Below are 16873 nucleotides of genomic sequence, written 5' to 3' on the forward strand. Positions count from 1 at the left end.
GAGATTCGGTATACCATTTGCTATCAGGGTGAAACTCGCCCTGATAGGGCATTGCAGAGGTTATTACCATCAAAAAGATCACTATCACTGACGTCGCACAGTTGGCAGGCGTATCCGTGACCACCGTTTCTCTGGTGCTGAGCGGCAAAGGGCGTATTTCACCCACCACCATGACCCGTGTGAATCAGGCGATCGAGCAGCTTGGCTATGTGCGTAACCGTCAGGCCGCTACGTTGCGCGGCGGCGAATCGGGGGTGGTAGGGCTGATCCTGCGTGATATCTGCGAACCGTTTTATGCCGAGATGACCGCCGGGGTGAGTGAGGTACTGGAAGCCAATGGCAAAGTATTGTTTCTGACCCAAAGCGGGCGCGAAGGCAAAGGGCTGATGCGCTGTTTTGATATGCTTCTGGAGCATGGCGTTGACGGCATGGTGTTGGCGGGTGGGGTACGTACCGCGAAAGGGCTGAAAGAGAAAGCCGAGGCTCAGGGGGTACCGCTGGTGTGTGCCGCGCGCTCCAATGGGCTGGAAGGTGTAGACGTGGTGCGGCCCGATAATATGCAGGCCGCGAAAATGGCCACCGAATTTCTGATCAAACGGGGGCATAGCCAGATCGCCTACCTTGGTGGACAAAGCGATTCGCTCACACGCGCCGAACGTCTGGGGGGATTCTGTGCCACCCTGGTGCAATACGGCCTGCCATTCCGCTCAGAATGGATCGTCGAATGCGATTGTCATCAACGGGCGGCGGCTGAAGCTGCCGAAAATCTGTTGCGTCAGTATCCCAATATCAGTGCGTTGGTGTGCCATAAGGCCTCGGTGGCGTTGGGTGCCTATTTTGGTATTGTGCGCAGTGGCCGTAGTATTGGCTCGGAAGGGATGGACAGCTTTTATGGTCAACAGGTGGCGCTGATCGGTTTTGGCGATGTGCCGGAGGCCGAACTGACCGAACCCCCGCTGACCTTTATCTCCAGCTCGGCTCGTGAGGTTGGACGCAGTGCTGCTCTGCGGCTGTTGCAACGTATTGGCGATGATTCATTGGCGCCGCAGAATGTGATCCTGTCCCCAGAGCTGATCAAGCGCGGATCGGCCTGATCCGTAGCTAAATCTCTAATCTTGCCGTTGTCCCAATAATATAAATTCTCAGATGTCTCTAAACAGCCTTGCTCTGAAGCCGATTAAATTAAAGCGAAATTTTTGATATAACCGACACGATATGAGATTTAATTTGGGAGCTGCTGTGAACAGATATGGGATATTTGGTTTCTGCATGGTGAGCTTCCTGATCGTTTTTTTGCTGATTCGGTTATCTGAATTTGAACTTTTCGATGATGATCACCAACGAACTATCACATTTGAGCATCATCAGGACGTTCTGGAAGGTACATTAATCCTTCCTCCTGGGAAGATATCGCCACCGCTTATCCTGCTGGTACATGGCGATGGCGCTCAAGATCGTTGGTCTGAAGGCGGCTATATTCCGTTGGTGAAGTTCCTGGTTGCCCAGGGGATCGCAGTTTATTCATGGGATAAACCCGGCGTTGGGGCAAGTAGTGGTAACTGGCTGGCACAAACCCTGCCAGATCGCGCAGATGAAGCGGCATCGGCTCTGAGAAGACTGAAACAGGAACCGGAGTTTAAGCACAGCGATATAGGTTTTCTTGGCTTTTCTCAGGCGGGCTGGGTCGTGCCAAAGGCCAGTCAACAGGTAAAAACCGACTTTGCTATTCTGGTGGGCGCGGCGATAAATTGGCGAGCTCAGGGGATTTATTATACGGGGCAACGTCTGCAATCTGAGGGCCTGTCAGCTGAAAATATCGTGAAGGCGCAAGCACGAGAAGCTGCCGCTTTTGACAGGCAGTTTACGCAGGAGGAAGCCGCATCTCCCTGTATTTCTCGTTGTACCCGGCAGGACTTTGAGCGTCGAAACTCACAGGCCGATGCAAGGAAAGATATTTCAGCGATGCAAACGCCGGTAATGATCCTGATGGGGGCGGATGATCGCAATGTCGATCCTCACGAAACGATCGCTGTCTGGAGCGAAGAACTCCCGGCCAAAACACCTCGCTGCATCAGGCTGGTTGCTGAGGCTACCCATGGGCTTTTGCGGAGCGAATGGTTTGACTACCAGCTATCCTCGCAGTGGCCTTGGTGGAAGCAAGGTGGATTTCTGTTGTCCGGGCAGCATGCTTACTCGCCGGGTTCACTAAGGGCTATTTCAGACTGGATACTTAGTCAGCAATGTCATGAGTGAACCGCATTCTGAAGCCACGCTGAAAACAAAAAAATGAAAGACTTTGGCCCGGCTTTCGCAACCTCCGAGGCGTTCAATACCCAGAAGCTCAAGCGCGGATCGGCTTGATCTGCCGCTCGCGTTTTTCCCGCATAAAATCGATAAAGGCGCGCAGCTTGAGCGGCATATGGCGGCCCGCTGGAAAGTAGATAAAGAACCCCGGCGCGACGTTGCTAAAATCCTGCAGAACCTCTCGCAGTTGTCCGCTCTGCAACTCTTGGTGTACGGCAGCCCGAAAGCGTTGGCTGAGCCCTAATCCCGCTATCGCCGCGTCTTTAAGCAACTGGTTTTCATTGAAGATCAGCCGCCCGTTGACCTCCAGCGTCAACTGCTCAGTCCCGTTGCTGAAATACCAGGGTTCCAGTTTACCACTGCCGGGAAAGCGGTAGCGCATGCAGTCATGCTGCTGTAACTCCTGCGGCGTTTCGGGCTGACCGTGTTGTGCCAGATAGCCCGGAGAAGCCACGATCACATGTTGTTGGCCTTGGTCGATAGGGACGGCCACCATGTCTTTTTGCAACATGCGCTGCATGCGGATGCCCGCATCAAAATTATCCAGCACCAGATCGGCAAAACGATCGTCGGTAAACAGCTCCAGCTTAAGTTCAGGATAGCGCGCATGGAACTCCGGCAGATAGGGCATGACCAGCATCGACGCGGCCAACTGCGGCAAGGTAATACGTAATAAGCCGCTTGGCTCACCACGTTGACTGCTGGCATTTTCTGCCGCGATCTCAATCTGGCCCATAGCGGGGGCGATTTTTTCATAAAATGCCAACCCTTCATCGCTTAACCTGACTGAACGGCTGGTGCGGTTGAACAGGCGTACTCCCAGATGGGCCTCTAGCGCGCGGATATTTTGTGAAACCGCAGGCGGTGTGACGCCCAGATGATTGGCCGCCTGGGTAAAACTGCCCAATTTGGCAACGGCGTCGAAAAACGGCAGTAATTGCAGTAGTGAGCTCATCTATCGATAATTCCAACTTAATGATTCATTAAATTTTAGCCTATTTAATTTAATGATCAAAACCGTAGACTGGCCTGATTATCTTAAGAGGATCACAGTTATGGCTCAGGCATTGACACAACGGATAGAGGCAGTCAATCAGCAGGCGATCGCCGAAGGGCGGATCGTGGGTAGCGTGGTGCTGGTGGCTCAACAGGGGGCGGTGATTTACGCCGGTGCCAGCGGTTATGCCGATCGCGAGCAGCGGCAACCCATGCAGCGTAACAGCCAATTCCGGCTATCTTCGGTCTCTAAACCCTACACCACACTGGCGGCGCTACGTATGATAGAACAGCAACTGCTGAGTCTGGATGATGCCGTTAGCCGTTGGCTACCGTGGTTTACTCCGGCGTTGCCGGATGGACGTCGGCCAGCGATCGCTATTCGCCACCTGTTAACCCACACCGCCGGGCTTGATTACCGTTTCAAGCAACCAGAGGGCGGGATCTACCAGCGGTTAGGGATCCACGACGGCATGGAGATGTCCTCGTTAACGCTGGAGCAAAATCTGCGTCGGTTGGCGCAGGCACCATTGCAGGCAGAGCCGGGGAGCGAATTCAGCTACTCATTGGCAATTGACGTATTGGGTGCGGTGCTGGAGCAGGTGGCTGGTATGCCTTTGCCACAGCTATTCGAGCGCTGGGTTGGTCAACCGTTAGGGCTCGGGAATACCGGTTTTTATACGTTGAACGCCGATAAGCTGGCTACGGCCTATTACAATGCTGAACCGCAACCGGCAGCGATGTATGACGGCTTTCTGTTGAGGCTTCCTGAGGAGTTTGGTTTTGACGTGGAGTTTGCGCCTTCGCGAGCGCTTGACCGCCACGCTTATCCTTCGGCTGGCGCGGGGATGGTTGGTGACGCTGACGATGTGCTGCGCCTGGTGGAGACGCTGCGTAATGGTGGCGACGGAGTTTTACAGCCAGAAACCGCCGCATTGATGCGTCAACCCCATGTAGGAGCGCAGGCAGAAATTCAGGGGCCGGGTTGGGGCTTTGGTTTTGGTGGCGCGGTGCTGGTGGATGCCGCATTGGCAGCAACGCCGCAGAATAATGGCACTATGCAGTGGGGCGGCGTATATGGGCACAGTTGGTTTTACGATCCGGTCGCGCAGTTGAGTGTGGTAGCGTTGACCAACACCGCGATTGAAGGAATGAGCGGTTTATATCCCGTGCAGATCCGCGATGCGGTTTACGGTTAGAAAAAAGGGGCCAGATATCATCTGACCCCAGAAGGTTTTTATTGCCCTTGCAGAGCGGGTTGCTCTGGTGCCGGAGCATCTGGCTCTGGAGCACTATCTTCTTCTGGTGCGGAACCGCCGCCCAGCATCCCGAACATACCCACGAACTCCTGCAGCGACATTTTGCTGCCGTTCAGCTCGATCTGGTTATCGGCATACTTGAAGCTGCTGCCAATCACGTTATCTTTCAGCGTGGTGATCTTGAACATCTCGCCCATCGCCGCCAGGCTTTTCACCTGCTGTTCGGCCTGCTGCTGTGCTTGTTGCGCACTGGCACCTTGCAGCTGTGCCGCCTGAGCCATGGTTTCCTGCGCCATAGCGACTGGAATAGTCAACTGGGCGTCGATTTTCTTGACCGAGCGGGCAAGCTGTTGGTCCGGTGATTCGGCCGCAGCGCCAGCTTGTGCGGGATCCAGCAGATCGAGGTTAAGAGTAAAGGTGCTTTCACCCTTGGCATTTTTCCAGCTCAGCGGTGCGATGCTGATGGTTGGGTTGCCTTTCAGCAACAGCGGCAGGTTTTGCACCAGCATCTCAGCCGTTTGCTGTTGGTAGGCTTCTGGCGACAGTGTTTCGGCCTGTTGCAGCAAGGCCATAGCCTGCTGGTTGTAACGATCGGCAAACTCTTTCAGCCCTTTAGCATCCAGGTTGTCGATTTTCAGCAGCAGTTTACCCGCGCCAAAATCGGTGCCCTGAATTTTTAACGCTGTCATGGTGTAATCCAACTGGCCTGCGAGGCTGTTGCCTTTCTCGCCGAACTGGCTGGCCAGGTTGAAGCCTTCCATCGTCATGGCGTCTTTACCGTCGACAGCCACGGTCAGTTGCTTCATGCCCAGCGCTTGCTCACCCAAGCTCAGACCGTACTGGCCCAGATGGGTGTTGCTTTTGAGCGTCAGCCCTTGCATCGTCATCTGTTCGTTCTGGCCGGACTGGTTCGGGCCACTGATCACCAGGCTGTCACTGCTGGCGTCCAGGATAGCTTTTTGCATGTCCTTGCCGACATCCGCGTCAATTTTTGCACCGCTGAATTTCAGTGAGGACTTATCTTTCTGGTATTCCACCGGGATCACATCGATGGAACTGGCAACATCGCCGCTGTAGGCAATGCGTGAATCGGCGCTGAACAGCGACTTACCTTTGGTGATTTCAAACAGGGTTTTGACTTTTGGCGTGTTTTCCAGCTCGGTATGTACCGAAGCCATGCTTGGGATCAGGTTGAATTTTTTCAACTGGGCCAGCGGGAATGGGCCGTGATCGACGGTTTCAATGAAGGCCACTTCTTCGCCGGACTTCAGCAGGGCATCGTCGGTGGTGATGCTACCATCGGCACGCAGCACAAAACGGGCTTGGCTGCTGAAAATCCCGCGTTGGTAGTTTTCATAGCTCATCTTGACCCCAGCCTTAGGCAGTATGGTTTTCAACTGGCTATTTGCTGTGTCTACCATTTCCCCCATCCGTTGCTCGATAAGCTTGCCGGTGTACCAAGAGGCTCCAGTCCATGCTGCGCCGAGCACCACAATGACGCTGACAGCGACTAACGATTTTTTCATAGTTCTGTTATTCCTTTGTTAAGCCGGTAGAGGGCAGGGCGACCAATTGGGCCTGCGAAAAAACGCCCGTAGGCGTTTTATTGTGTAGGTAAACTAATCATCTTAGCAACTTATTTACCTATATTTTACCGTCAATTAGGACAACTGATTATAAACGCGGGCGATACGGCCACTCCCGGTGACGTTAACCGGGGATTCAAAGGCGGCAATAAAGCAGGATTCACCTGGCTGCAAGATGACCTGTTGGCCCTGTTTCTCCAGTGTTGCTTCACCTTCTACGCAGAATACAATCGCCGCACTGTTTTGCGCCAGTGGCTGCGGTGTGGCATCGAGATCGTGTAACGAGAAGGCAAAGTCCTCAACGGGGATCGGGAAGAACAGTTCTTTGCCACGTTGCTCTGGCTGAGTCAACAGGCCCGACGCTGGTTGTGGGCGGAACTGCAGATTGGCCAACAGTTCAGGAATATCGATGAATTTTGGCGTCAGACCTGCGCGCAGCACGTTATCCGAGTTTGCCATCACCTCCAGCGCGACGCCGTTCAGATAGGCATGTGGGGTCTCGGCATACAGGAACATGGCTTCACCCGGTGCCAGTTTGACTACGTTCAACAGCAGCGGAGAGAACAGGCCGCTATCGTCGGCATAGAAACGCGCGATAAAGCGGATGGTGTCCCAAGGCTCCCCCTGCTGGTTGTTCAAGGCGGCTTTCAGCACGCCAAGCGCCAGCGTTTTTTGCTCACCGCTCATCCCCAGCAGGCTGGCAAACAGGGTCGCCAGGTGGGCAGTATCCGGCTGTTGCAGGAAAGCAGCGATATCGTGATGTGCGCCGGAAATCGGTTGTAACAGCGCAACGATATCGTCCAGTTCGCGGAAGCCATTCATTGCCAGGAACGGCGTCAGGGCAAACACCAACTCCGGCTTGTGATTCGGATCCTTATAGTTGCGCTCAGCGGCATCAAACGGAATACCGGCGGCATTTTCTTTGGCAAAGCCCACCTCTGCGGCACTCTTGCTCGGGTGGACCTGGATGGAGAGCGGTTGGTCGGCACACAGCACCTTAAACAGGAACGGCAGTTCACCAAAGCGTTGCGCCACTTCGGTACCCAGCTGTTTCGGCTGGTCGGTATCAATCACCTCACGCAGAGAGCGTAGGTTCCCCGCCTGATCGGCGACCTGTGAGCTGCTTTTAGGGTGGGCACCCATCCACAGTTCGGCCATTGGCTTGCCTGTCGGGTTGGCAATGCCATACAGCTTGGTTAACGCATCAACACTGCCCCAGGCGTAGTTTTGGATGGCATTTGTCATTTTTTGCATGATCGTATCCCTGCTTTCTCAAGAAAATTGCGCTAAGTAAACAATGTGGCGCAGGCGCATGCAAGCCAAGATGGCTAAAAATGCTCTTTGCTCTGGACGTTAATGCGAATAGTTATTATCTGGCTATACTGAAGAGGCTCGCCAACGGGCTATCACTCGTTGGCATTTCCCCTTAATTTTTAGGAATTGTGCTAAGGAGACCGTGATGGCAGGCGTTCGGATTGAAAAAGACTCAATGGGCCCCATCGAAGTACCCGCCGACCAACTATGGGGCGCGCAGACTCAGCGTTCGTTGGAACATTTCCGTATCTCGTCAGAAAAAATGCCCCCGGCGCTGATCCATGCGTTGGCGATGACCAAGCGTGCGGCAGCCAGCGTCAATATGGATCTGGGGTTGCTGCCAGCAGAGCGGGGCAAGGCGATTATCCAGGCTGCCGATGAAGTGCTGGCGGACAAGCACCCCAATGAATTCCCTTTGTCGATCTGGCAAACCGGTTCCGGCACCCAGACCAATATGAACATGAACGAAGTGCTGGCCAACCGTGCCAGCGAGTTGCTGGGGGGCGAACGCGGTGAAGCGCGGCGGGTGCACCCCAACGACGACGTCAACAAAAGCCAGAGTTCCAACGACGTTTTCCCTACCGCAATGCATGTGGCGGCGGTGATCGCGGTGCGCGAGCATCTAATCCCTGAGCTGAAAGCGCTGCACTGCACGCTGCATGCCAAGGCGGAAGCTTTCCACGATATCGTTAAAATCGGTCGCACCCATCTACAAGATGCTACGCCACTGACGCTGGGCCAGGAAATCTCCGGCTGGGCGGCGATGTTGGAATATAACCTCAAACATATCGAAGCCAGTATCCCACATCTCAGTGAGTTGGCCTTGGGCGGCACGGCGGTGGGGACCGGGCTGAATACTCATCCCGAATACGCGGTGCGTGTGGCAAAGGCGCTGGCAGATCTGACCGGGCAGCCTTTTGTCACCGCGCCGAACAAGTTCGAAGCCCTGGCAACCTGCGATGCGCTGGTGCATGGCCACGGTGCCTTGAAGGGATTGGCCGCCTCGTTGATGAAGATCGCCAACGATGTGCGCTGGCTGGCCTCTGGGCCACGCTGCGGCATCGGTGAAATTTCTATCCCAGAAAACGAACCGGGCAGCTCAATCATGCCGGGGAAGGTCAACCCAACGCAGTGTGAAGCCATGACCATGCTCTGTGCGCAGGTGATGGGCAACGACGTGGCGGTGAATATTGGCGGCGCGTCCGGTAACTTTGAGCTGAACGTATTCCGCCCGATGGTTATTCACAACTATCTGCAATCTATTCGTTTGCTGGCAGATGGGATGAGCGGCTTCAATGAGCACTGTGCGGTGGGGATTGAACCAAACCGCGAACGCATCGGCCAGTTGCTTAACGAGTCGCTGATGTTGGTTACCGCCTTGAATACCCATATCGGTTATGACAAGGCGGCGGAAATCGCCAAAAAGGCCCACAAGGAAGGATTGACGCTGAAAGCCTCGGCGCTGAAGTTGGGCTATCTGACCGAGCAGCAGTTTGACGAATGGGTGCGGCCAGAGGAGATGGTCGGCAGCATGAGGAAATAACGCCAAAGGCCAGGCGCTGTGATAGCGCCTGGCAATGCGGCTCACCCCTTCAGCAATGAAACCAACGCCCACGGATCCGCACGCTGGGTATAATCCGGGTTAACTTCTGCATAAATGATGTCACCGCCAGGCGCGATAACGAAGCGGGCAGGCATCGGCAATGTCCAACCACTTTCGTCGTTAAGCTTGGTCAGGTCGATACCCAAGCTGTTGATGTACAGCTCGACAAGTTCATCCGCCAACGCGAAACGTAAACCAAACTGTGCTGCCAGGCTATTGCCGCTATCCGTCAGTAAAGGAAACGTTAAGCCATGCGCTTGCTGCATTTGCTGGCCGTTAACCGGCAACTGTGGCGAGATGGCCACCAGGTTGGCACGGCTACGCAACTCAGGCAGAACGGCCTGCAGTGCCTGGAGGTCCATATTGCAGTATGGGCACCATCCTCCCCGATAAAAACTGACGACCAACGGCCCTTGTGCCAGCAATTGCTGGGAAGAGACTGGGTTACCCTGGGTATCCGGCAAAGTAAACTCAGGGGCGCGATCACCGACCGACAAGGCGTTGTTGGCCATTTCTGTACTGATAAGCTCGTCGATACCCTGACGCAAGAGTTCATGATCCGAGGGCGCAAGCTTGAAGGGCAGTTGGCCTGCTTCAAAAGCGGCCTTGAATGCGTCGAGCTGATCCTGAAGTTTCATGTTGTTCCTTAAGATAACGAATGGACAGCAACCAGTTTGCCTATTGTCGTTGTATGGGGGTAGAGTGCAGTGATCACTAATGGTTATTCCAACGGGGAATGGCAGAATGGACAAGCTAGGCGACTACGCCACCTATATCAGCGTGTTTGAGGCGGGATCGTTTTCCGTTGCGGCCCGGCGGCTTAACGTTGGTCAACCGGCGGTATCCAAGGCGATTGTCCGGTTGGAACAACAGCTGAATACGCGCTTGCTTCTCCGCTCCACTCACGGTTTACGGCCAACGGAAGCTGGGCAACAGCTCTATCTGCGGGCCAAACACATCTTGCATGAAGTCGCAGAAACCGAATCGGCCGTGTCAGGCGTGGCCGAGGTGTTGACCGGTCGGCTGCGGGTCGCTTCGTCTGCGGTGTTTTCCCGCCTGATTGAACTGCCGGACTTGAGCCGGTTTCTACACGACAACCCGGAGTTGGCAATGGATCTGCTGCTTGATGAAGGCGAGTTAGGGCTGATCGCTGAGGGGATCGATATCGCTTTGCGTATTGGTGATTTATCCGACTCTGCTTTTACCGCCCGCAAATTGGGCTCAGCAACCCAACGAGTCATTGGGGCCCCGGCGTATTTTGCCAGAGCAGGGATGCCCCAAATGCCCCGGGAGTTGCTACAGCATGATATGGTGATCCATCACCGTGCTGGTGGCGCTGAGGAGTGGCTGTTCACCCATGAGCAACAGCAGCAACAGGTCCGATTGCAGGGCCGGGTGCGCGTGAGTGCTACCGAATGCTTACGTGAAATGGTGGTGGCTGGTTTTGGTGCGACGGTAGCCTGTGAAGGGCTGTTTCGTAGTGAATTACGTGAGGGCAAGGTGGTTGCCGTCTTGCCGCAATGGCAGTTACCACCGTTGGCGCTGTGGGCGGTGTTTCCCAGTGGGCACTTCATCTCGGCCAAGGCCCGTGCCTTTGCCGACTTTATTCAACAACTGTTGCAACGGGAGTAACCCATGTCCCGCACTCAACGCCTGCTCGACCTGATGCAGATCCTGCGCCGCCATCGTTACCCTGTCGCCGGGCATTCCCTGGCCGAAGAACTGGGGATCAGCATGCGCACGTTATACCGTGATATCGCCACCCTGCAGCAACAGGGGGCGGATATTGTTGGTGAAGTGGGGATCGGTTATGTATTACGGCCGGGATTTATGCTGCCGCCGCTGATGTTCTCGCAAACTGAGATCGAGGCGCTGGTTCTGGGTATGCGCTGGGTGGAACGCCGGGGTGACAGCCAACTTGCCGGGGCGGCAACCAATGCGTTGGCAAAAATTGCCGCCGTGTTGCCTGCGGAACTGCGTGAAGAGCTGGATGCCAATACGCTGCTGATCGGCCCGGTGCCTACTGCCTATGTGGCGGATGAGACCCTGGTGACGATCCGTGAGGCCATCCGTTTAGAGCGTAAAATCAAGGTGGAGTATCGGGATTATGCCGGTAATGGCAGCGAGCGTATCTTGTGGCCGTTTGCCATGGGCTACTTTGAACAGGTGCAGATCCTGATGGCCTGGTGCGAATTGCGTGGCTCGATACGCCATTTCCGCCTTGACCGTATTGGCCGCTTAACGCTGTTGGAGCTACGTTATCCGCGTGGCCGCCGGGCATTGATGAAGCTGTGGCGGGAAAGTGAGGGCATTGCCCAATGACCCTACTGCCATAAACTGACAGTAGGGTGCACTAGAGTGACGTTATCAGGAGCCAGCCGGTTCCCATCCAGAGGATAACGTAATGACTACCCCAAGCATGACCATGATTTATGTCGATAGCCCAGAAAAAAGCGCCGAATTTTATCGCCAGCTGTTGGGAGCCGAACCTGTCGAGCAGTCTCCCACCTTTGCCTTATTTATCTTGAATAACGGCTTCAAGCTGGGCATGTGGTCAAAACATACCGTAGAGCCTGCACCGGCGGCGACCGGTGGCGGCACAGAGATCTGTTTTATGTGCGAACAACCGCAACAGGTCGATGCGCTCTATCAACAGTGGCGGGATAAAGGATTAACTATCGTGCAATCTCCGGTCGAACTGGACTTCGGCTACACCTTTGTTGCCGCCGATCCCGATGGTCATAGGCTGCGTGTTTACAAGCTTAACGACGAGTAATTACTTTCACTGCTCGATTTGACGTGCGGGGGCACACATGCTGTGCCCGTTCAACCAAATACCCTGATAAACCGATTTACGTCCGTTAATTATCCCTCAATATCGGTATACAGATGCAGGCGTTTCACCAGCAGGCGCAGGGGTTTAGCCTCAGGCTTATATTTGTGTTTTACCGCCGCCACGTCGTAATTGAGCAGTTCACCGATCTTTGGCACCTGTGCACCCATCTCTGGTTGGCACAAGGCAATCAGCGGTAGCGGGCAGGGGTGTTGCACCTGCTTTTGCTGCGGTTGATACCATACGCGCGCTATGGGTTGCACTTTCACTGGCCGTTTTATTTTTAGCGTCGCGTTCTGCGGCAGGCGGCTGACGTCATCTATTTCACGGCTGACCAGTTCCGCCCACTGTTCGCGGTTGAAGGGCGGAACGGCGCGCCCGGCTTTCAGGCTTTTCTCCAACTGCACCAGGATATCATCGCGCTTCACCTTCTTGATGATGTGCTTGTTGGCCCAGCCAAAACGCACCGAGTCCGGGTTGGTGAGCAGGGTGATGGAGCGATAGGCGCTGAGGGTGATCAATCCGTGCAGGTGGGTATGCACAAACTCAAAACGTTGCTCAGGTGCCAGGCCAGATTCTACGGTAATGATCTGTTCCAGCTCCGCCTTCAGCCGGTTGATCAGAGCGATCTGCTGCTGTAGCGCCAGATACTCGGCTCGTTCGGTCTCAAGACAAATGACACCGGGCAATCTTACCGCCGCCTTGCTGCTGATATGCTGGCGGTTGTGGTGGATAAACAGCCGTTGGTAGTGTTCCAGGGCAAGGTCACGGGCAGCCTGGCCCACATGCTGCTGCACGCTGATCTGTTCGATGGCGCTATGCTCCTTACCTTTCTCGATTTCTGGCAGGCTGAATACCCTTGCGGCCAGCAATCGCAACGGCTGGATTTGCTGGTGGAGTTGCGCCAGCGCCTGTTCCAGCTCGCTAAAACGCGCATTCATTCTGCCGATCAGGCTGTACTTATCCATCATCACCTCGCATTTTAGTTACAACATACATTGTAGGGCAGTATCACCAGGGTGGCAACTTCAGCCTAAGAGTAGGGGCCGCTTAGGAGCGGAAAATATCCCCCGCATAATCCGGCTGGCATGAGGAGGCGAGGAGCACGATACTAATCCAGCATGAACCGTGCTCCATCGATGCGCCCTGATCACGGTATTGCTTTACTGTCAAAAATGCGCCTCCACACCCAGCTTAGCGTGTTGAAGAAATTAGCAGATGTGGATAATTGGGTAATTTCGGGGGTGACGGACCAAACGCCATGTTCATCTTTGCCAGCAATGTCATAACGGAAAAGATAGTCGGGTTCTAATCCCATGCGAAGATCGGCAAGGATCAGACGAAGCTCACCATCGTTTCGTTGTTGCGTATGGGCAGCGAGAAATCCATGTGTGAACCACCGCAGACGTTCCAACTGCGGCTCGGATATCAACTGCTCCAGTATAACGTTGTCGCTTGGGTAAAAAGTAAATGGCATTGCCTCTCGATCTGCAACAAGGGACCGGTCACCGATCCAGTAACCTTTTGGTTCCATCACGATCACTCGCCATGCCAGGGTATTGAACGGCAGGGGGGTTGAAAAACGTGGTGCGTTCTGTAAGTTCAGGACCGCCAGGCTTTGCGATGCCGTTCTGTCGATCAGTGCTTTGGCGCCGACACTCCACGCTAGGTAAAACGAGCTTACCAGCAAGCCAGCTACCAGCCAGTTGCGTGCCGCCCTGTCTCGGCCTGGCTCATTCGTTTGCTGCGAGGATTGGGAGGTTAGCCGCCAGGCAGCAATAACCCCTGTCAACAAGGGTACGGTATACAACGGATCAATGATGAAGATTGTCGCCCACATCACTGGCGGGGTATTCATGGGCCAGAACAACTGGGTACCGTAGACGGTAAAAGCGTCCAGCAGAGGATGTGTTATCAAGGCAAGCCAGATCGCCAATAGCCACCGCAGCGGGGAGCTTTGCACTAGGCTGCTGCGGGATTTAAGCACTAACCAGAGCAATATTCCCAACACCGTTAACAGCAAAAGTGAATGCGATGGCCCCCGGTGCCAGGTCACTTCTGTAACAACATCGCGGCTGAACAATTTAAACCAAACCACGTCCAGATCGGGCAAAGTCCCGAGTATACCGCCAGCCAGTATCGCCATACGCCGATGGCGTGGAGGGACGACAAGTGCAGCAACGCTGCTGCCAAGAACAATTTGTGTTAATGAGTCCATGGTAGGCTCCAATGGTCTGTTTTATCGATCTGTTGGGCAAGCTGTGCCTTTATCCACCGGTCATGCAGCCATTGTTCCGATTTACGGCGAGCAAGTAGCGTTGCCCATTGCAAATCTCGTTCGAACAACATGGGTTTCTCATCGCTGCCGACTATGACCCAGAACCAACTCCCATCAGCAAGATTACGCGCCTTGAACTTTACGCCGGTGATCTGAACGGTCTCACTACGGCCAGCGTGTGTAATACGCACCGGTTCACTGTGGGGAGCGACAGAAGCCACCTTCATGTTGACCAGTAAATCGGGCGCAGCCCTGCGCAGGAATTCTGTTGCAATCTGCTCAGAGCGCTCTCGGGATGGTAAAGGTTTTCCTGCCAGCTCTAGCGAGATGTTGGCAAAACCTTTGAGTGTTCCATCGGAGGCGATCACAGTACTAAAGTGTTCACCCTCCAGGGCGGCATTCCGACCGTCACGCCTCTCGTAGCGGCTAAGCACTACGACCTTACCATCCAGAGTAACTGAACGCTGACTGGCGAGATGATGAGTATCAGGGATGCTGGCTGATTCATGATCAACTGCGGCAGTAGCTGCCTGCAAGCCGAAAGCAGAAAAACCAGCAGTAAGCCCAATACCGATGTGGAGCACCAGGACAAAACGGTAGAAGTTCCACCAGACAGCGAGGACCGAAGTGAGCGAAGAATGTTTAGCGTTCATGATTTCCTCGGGGATGAGGTAAGTGATGCGCTTTTCATCACGCAAATACTGGCCAGTAAAAGCACCACCGTCAGCCCCGCAAGGAGCGGGACGAAATCGGGTACCCATGACACGATAAGCGGGCCAATACTGGCACCGATGAACAAGACAAAGCCATTCAGTGCCATGCCAGCTGCGCGGTCAGGTGCGGCCAGATCGCCAAATCGGCTAATCATTGCCGGGACAGCCAAAGCTACACCGGTAACGAAGAGCAGGCTCCCGATGCCAATACCTATTATCGTCTGCGACAGAATCGCCTCCAGGGTGAGGCCGACGGCCGCAACCAGGTAACCCACACTTGCGACGCCCGGCATCCCGAATCTGTTTGCAAGCGGCCCAACCAGCAAGGCCATGAACATACCTGGCAATCCAGACAGGCGAAGTGCAATAACCAGGTCAGGATCCAGGTTCAACCCAGCCAAATGCGGCCCCAACAGTGTATACATCGCAACAAAAGACAGGAGAAGTGTGATATGCGCGCATGAAAGCAGCACAATGGCAGGCCGCATGGCAATCTTGCCTAGCGCGATGAAACGATGGCCCAGGTGGCCATCAACGGCAGTGCGGACGGGTTCCTGGATCAGTAGCACAATGAATGGGAACACGGCCATCAGGCCAGTTCCCGTGGCTATAAATACCCAGATCCAACCCCACTGTAGTGCCACCCAAGCCGCGAACACTTGCCCTAGGATACCCGCCACGAGAAAAGACGTAGACATGGCCCCGATGGCAATTGCCCGATGGCGTGGCAATACCGCTTCGGAAAGATAGGCCAGTGCCGCAGGGGCGAAACTGGATGCAGCGAGCCCCTGCAACATCCTTAGCCCTGCCAACCAAGGCAATGAAGGCGCAAAAACGCAGGCGAGTGTGGCAACCGACAGAACACTCAGCCCGACCAGCATGATTAGCCGACGACCATACTGATCGGATAACGGCCCCCAGAACAGGAATCCTCCAGCATAGGCAAGGCTGAAACAACTGGCTAGCGCGAACGTGACTGAGCCTGGTGTTGCCGAACTGAAAGATTGACCGACAGGTGTGAGTAGAGGGATTGCCAGATAAAGCTGGGTCAGCACCAACAACGCCACTACGACCAGTAACGTCACTTCACGTCCACTCGCGCTATGAGCTGGGCTTTGGTGGGTGTGATTGCTGGCGGGGTTAGCCGCCAGATCTAGAGTGTTGTTGTAATCAGCCATAGAATCCTGTTTCCGATACCGGAACGGCTCCTCCAACCATAACGGAGTGCACCTGACGTGCTGCGTGTAATTCCCAGAATTGTTCAGCGATGTCTGCCGGTGCGACGGTATCACTTTTTCCAATCCCGCCTGGCGTTCCCTCAACGAAACCATTGACGACCACCTCACCGACATGAATTTCACGTGGTGCGAGGGTATGCGCCAGGATATGGGTGGCTTTACGTTGCGCTGCAACACTGATGGCCAGCGCAGCATAATTGACGGCGAATGCATTGATTTGCGGGTGATCCAATGCCATGACGCCGCTGGTCACCAGTACTGTGCCTTTCGATACTGCAAGGTCTTCCTGGCTCTCCTGTACCGCAGCGATATAGCCAGCAACCCGGAGATCGAAACTCTTGCTCAGCTCCGTAGGAGAGGTGGATAGCAGGTCGCCTTCGATATCGAGAAAGACGTTCCAGTGCAGGATACCTATGGGGCCAAGTATCTCACGGACACCCTTGACGACATGCTGTATCGCCTTAACGTCGCTCAAATCGGCCGAGAAAGCTTGAACCTTGATACCTTCGGCCGTCAGCTCTGCTTCCGCTTTAGCAAGACGTTCAACATTGCGTGCAATCAGGGCAACAGGATGACCTGCCTTGCCAAAGCGGCGGGCAACTGCGTGGGAGATACCCGGGCCATATCCACAGATAAGAATGGTGTTCTTCATAGTTCATACTCCAGTTAACAGGTAAAATTACAACTCCAACGTTTTAGTTGGAAATTACTATAGTATGATTACGCGACAACCACAACCGATAGTTAAG

General features: G+C 54.6%; 16 protein-coding genes. 7 read left to right on the forward strand and 9 right to left on the reverse strand.

Features of this window, described 5'->3' with window-relative positions; genetic code table 11:
* Positions 1 to 62: 62 nt before the first annotated feature.
* Together IMQ33_RS04745 and IMQ33_RS04750 are read left to right on the forward strand one after the other, a co-directional pair.
* Positions 63 to 1094, forward strand: a complete 1032-nt coding sequence (locus IMQ33_RS04745) for a Mal regulon transcriptional regulator MalI (protein WP_046808213.1) — start codon at positions 63 to 65, stop codon at positions 1092 to 1094.
* 145 nt (positions 1095 to 1239) lie between these two features.
* Complete coding sequence (locus IMQ33_RS04750; protein ID WP_370572724.1) at positions 1240 to 2253, forward strand: alpha/beta hydrolase family protein; 1014 nt, start codon at positions 1240 to 1242, stop codon at positions 2251 to 2253.
* A gap of 88 nt (positions 2254 to 2341) precedes the next feature.
* Here IMQ33_RS04750 and IMQ33_RS04755 read toward each other — a convergent pair whose 3' ends face one another.
* Entirely contained in the window at positions 2342 to 3259 is a 918-nt protein-coding gene (locus tag IMQ33_RS04755) for a LysR family transcriptional regulator (RefSeq protein ID WP_098931208.1), read from the reverse strand.
* 100 nt (positions 3260 to 3359) lie between these two features.
* On the opposite strand from IMQ33_RS04755, the gene IMQ33_RS04760 reads away from it, so the two are divergent.
* Positions 3360 to 4499, forward strand: a complete 1140-nt coding sequence (locus IMQ33_RS04760; RefSeq protein ID WP_230326787.1) for a serine hydrolase — start codon at positions 3360 to 3362, stop codon at positions 4497 to 4499.
* A 38-nt stretch (positions 4500 to 4537) separates the two neighbouring features.
* Here the strand turns inward: IMQ33_RS04760 and IMQ33_RS04765 are convergent, their stop codons facing one another.
* Complete coding sequence (locus IMQ33_RS04765) at positions 4538 to 6085, reverse strand: YdgA family protein (RefSeq protein ID WP_196062544.1); 1548 nt, start codon at positions 6083 to 6085, stop codon at positions 4538 to 4540.
* Between the two features lie 135 nt (positions 6086 to 6220).
* Positions 6221 to 7399, reverse strand: coding sequence for a mannose-6-phosphate isomerase (gene manA / locus IMQ33_RS04770; RefSeq protein WP_196062545.1), 1179 nt, complete (start codon positions 7397 to 7399; stop codon positions 6221 to 6223).
* 205 nt (positions 7400 to 7604) lie between these two features.
* On the opposite strand from manA, the gene fumC reads away from it, so the two are divergent.
* Entirely contained in the window at positions 7605 to 9002 is a 1398-nt protein-coding gene (gene fumC / locus IMQ33_RS04775) for a class II fumarate hydratase (protein WP_196062546.1), read from the forward strand.
* Between the two features lie 41 nt (positions 9003 to 9043).
* Here the strand turns inward: fumC and IMQ33_RS04780 are convergent, their stop codons facing one another.
* Positions 9044 to 9700, reverse strand: coding sequence for a peroxiredoxin-like family protein (locus IMQ33_RS04780; RefSeq protein WP_196062547.1), 657 nt, complete (start codon positions 9698 to 9700; stop codon positions 9044 to 9046).
* 106 nt (positions 9701 to 9806) lie between these two features.
* On the opposite strand from IMQ33_RS04780, the gene IMQ33_RS04785 reads away from it, so the two are divergent.
* The 3 genes from IMQ33_RS04785 (at position 9807) to IMQ33_RS04795 (ending at position 11838) form a co-directional block, all read left to right on the forward strand.
* Entirely contained in the window at positions 9807 to 10694 is an 888-nt protein-coding gene (locus IMQ33_RS04785) for a LysR family transcriptional regulator (protein ID WP_196062548.1), read from the forward strand.
* Between the two features lie 3 nt (positions 10695 to 10697).
* Positions 10698 to 11384 (forward strand): YafY family protein, encoded by a 687-nt coding sequence (locus IMQ33_RS04790; protein ID WP_024530509.1) that lies wholly within the window; start codon positions 10698 to 10700, stop codon positions 11382 to 11384.
* A gap of 82 nt (positions 11385 to 11466) precedes the next feature.
* Positions 11467 to 11838, forward strand: coding sequence for a VOC family protein (locus IMQ33_RS04795; RefSeq protein WP_173409344.1), 372 nt, complete (start codon positions 11467 to 11469; stop codon positions 11836 to 11838).
* Between the two features lie 89 nt (positions 11839 to 11927).
* On the opposite strand, the gene tus is transcribed toward IMQ33_RS04795, so the two are convergent.
* The 5 genes from tus to IMQ33_RS04820 form a co-directional block, all read right to left on the reverse strand.
* The gene (tus, locus tag IMQ33_RS04800) at positions 11928 to 12863 is read right to left on the reverse strand and encodes a DNA replication terminus site-binding protein (RefSeq protein WP_065686223.1); all 936 of its coding nucleotides are present in this window, start codon (positions 12861 to 12863) and stop codon (positions 11928 to 11930) included.
* A 182-nt stretch (positions 12864 to 13045) separates the two neighbouring features.
* A complete protein-coding gene (locus IMQ33_RS04805) occupies positions 13046 to 14113 on the reverse strand; it encodes a metal-dependent hydrolase (RefSeq protein ID WP_186528917.1) in 1068 nt (355 codons plus the stop codon).
* A complete protein-coding gene (locus tag IMQ33_RS26080) occupies positions 14101 to 14826 on the reverse strand; it encodes a hypothetical protein (protein WP_230326788.1) in 726 nt (241 codons plus the stop codon). Before IMQ33_RS26080 ends, IMQ33_RS04805 begins: the two co-directional genes overlap by 13 nt.
* Positions 14823 to 16064 (reverse strand): MFS transporter, encoded by a 1242-nt coding sequence (locus IMQ33_RS04815; protein ID WP_230326789.1) that lies wholly within the window; start codon positions 16062 to 16064, stop codon positions 14823 to 14825. The genes IMQ33_RS26080 and IMQ33_RS04815 overlap by 4 nt, the downstream gene beginning before the upstream one ends.
* Positions 16057 to 16776, reverse strand: a complete 720-nt coding sequence (locus IMQ33_RS04820; RefSeq protein ID WP_098931193.1) for an SDR family oxidoreductase — start codon at positions 16774 to 16776, stop codon at positions 16057 to 16059. The genes IMQ33_RS04815 and IMQ33_RS04820 overlap by 8 nt, the downstream gene beginning before the upstream one ends.
* Positions 16777 to 16873 lie beyond the last annotated feature (97 nt).

It is taken from the genome of Serratia sp. Res13-Sevr-LER1-36-b (assembly GCF_015673035.1).
Lineage (GTDB): Bacteria > Pseudomonadota > Gammaproteobacteria > Enterobacterales > Enterobacteriaceae > Chania > Chania fonticola_C.

Coding starts and splice junctions, on each gene's coding strand:
- IMQ33_RS04805 (WP_186528917.1), bottom strand. CDS start 14,113: ATGGACTCATTAACACAAATTGTTCTTGGCAGCAGCGTTGCTGCACTT.
- IMQ33_RS26080 (WP_230326788.1), bottom strand. CDS start 14,826: ATGAACGCTAAACATTCTTCGCTCACTTCGGTCCTCGCTGTCTGGTGG.
- IMQ33_RS04755 (WP_098931208.1), bottom strand. CDS start 3,259: ATGAGCTCACTACTGCAATTACTGCCGTTTTTCGACGCCGTTGCCAAA.
- IMQ33_RS04790 (WP_024530509.1), top strand. CDS start 10,698: ATGTCCCGCACTCAACGCCTGCTCGACCTGATGCAGATCCTGCGCCGC.
- IMQ33_RS04760 (WP_230326787.1), top strand. CDS start 3,360: ATGGCTCAGGCATTGACACAACGGATAGAGGCAGTCAATCAGCAGGCG.
- IMQ33_RS04780 (WP_196062547.1), bottom strand. CDS start 9,700: ATGAAACTTCAGGATCAGCTCGACGCATTCAAGGCCGCTTTTGAAGCA.
- IMQ33_RS04785 (WP_196062548.1), top strand. CDS start 9,807: ATGGACAAGCTAGGCGACTACGCCACCTATATCAGCGTGTTTGAGGCG.
- tus (WP_065686223.1), bottom strand. CDS start 12,863: ATGGATAAGTACAGCCTGATCGGCAGAATGAATGCGCGTTTTAGCGAG.
- IMQ33_RS04820 (WP_098931193.1), bottom strand. CDS start 16,776: ATGAAGAACACCATTCTTATCTGTGGATATGGCCCGGGTATCTCCCAC.
- IMQ33_RS04765 (WP_196062544.1), bottom strand. CDS start 6,085: ATGAAAAAATCGTTAGTCGCTGTCAGCGTCATTGTGGTGCTCGGCGCA.
- manA (WP_196062545.1), bottom strand. CDS start 7,399: ATGCAAAAAATGACAAATGCCATCCAAAACTACGCCTGGGGCAGTGTT.
- IMQ33_RS04795 (WP_173409344.1), top strand. CDS start 11,467: ATGACTACCCCAAGCATGACCATGATTTATGTCGATAGCCCAGAAAAA.
- fumC (WP_196062546.1), top strand. CDS start 7,605: ATGGCAGGCGTTCGGATTGAAAAAGACTCAATGGGCCCCATCGAAGTA.
- IMQ33_RS04815 (WP_230326789.1), bottom strand. CDS start 16,064: ATGGCTGATTACAACAACACTCTAGATCTGGCGGCTAACCCCGCCAGC.